The sequence below is a fragment of the Sphingomonas sp. Leaf25 genome, assembly GCF_001421635.1.
Lineage (GTDB): Bacteria > Pseudomonadota > Alphaproteobacteria > Sphingomonadales > Sphingomonadaceae > Sphingomonas.
Map to the genome: position 1 here is coordinate 1,317 of NZ_LMKU01000031.1, position 619 is coordinate 1,935.

The 619-nt window shown below is 58.2% G+C and carries 1 rRNA gene (running past one end of the window); it reads left to right on the plus strand.

The annotated features are described in order from the left end of the window. Window positions 1-478 (plus strand): 16S ribosomal RNA (locus ASE78_RS14990) (its annotated part extends 1,316 nt beyond the left edge of the window); the annotation flags it as partial. Between the last annotated feature and the right edge of the window lie 141 nt (window positions 479-619).

Here is a 619-nt window from a genome sequence, read left to right on the forward strand (position 1 = left end):
TCGTGTCGTGAGATGTTGGGTTAAGTCCCGCAACGAGCGCAACCCTCGTTCTATGTTGCCAGCACGTGATGGTGGGGACTCATAGGAGACTGCCGGGGTCAACTCGGAGGAAGGTGGGGACGACGTCAAATCATCATGCCCCTTATGTCTTGGGCTTCACGCATGCTACAATGGCCGGTACAAAGGGTTGCGATACTGTGAGGTGGAGCTAATCCCAAAAAGCCGGTCTCAGTTCGGATTGGGGTCTGCAACTCGACCCCATGAAGTCGGAGTCGCTAGTAATCGCAGATCAGCAACGCTGCGGTGAATACGTTCCCGGGCCTTGTACACACCGCCCGTCAAGTCACGAAAGTTGGTAACACCCGAAGCCGGTGGCCTAACCCCTTGTGGGGGGGAGCCGTCGAAGGTGGGACTGGCGATTGGGACTAAGTCGTAACAAGGTAGCCGTACCGGAAGGTGCGGCTGGATCACCTCCTTTCTAAGGAGCACCTACAATCACCGTGCCGGGCGTATGTCCGTGTGGCGGGGTTGTCAGGAGTAGGCCCGTTGCGCAGGCGATTGTTCTGCGGCGGGTGCTCACGGGTGGAATATCAGCAAATAGGTGCCTGGCGGCACGTGC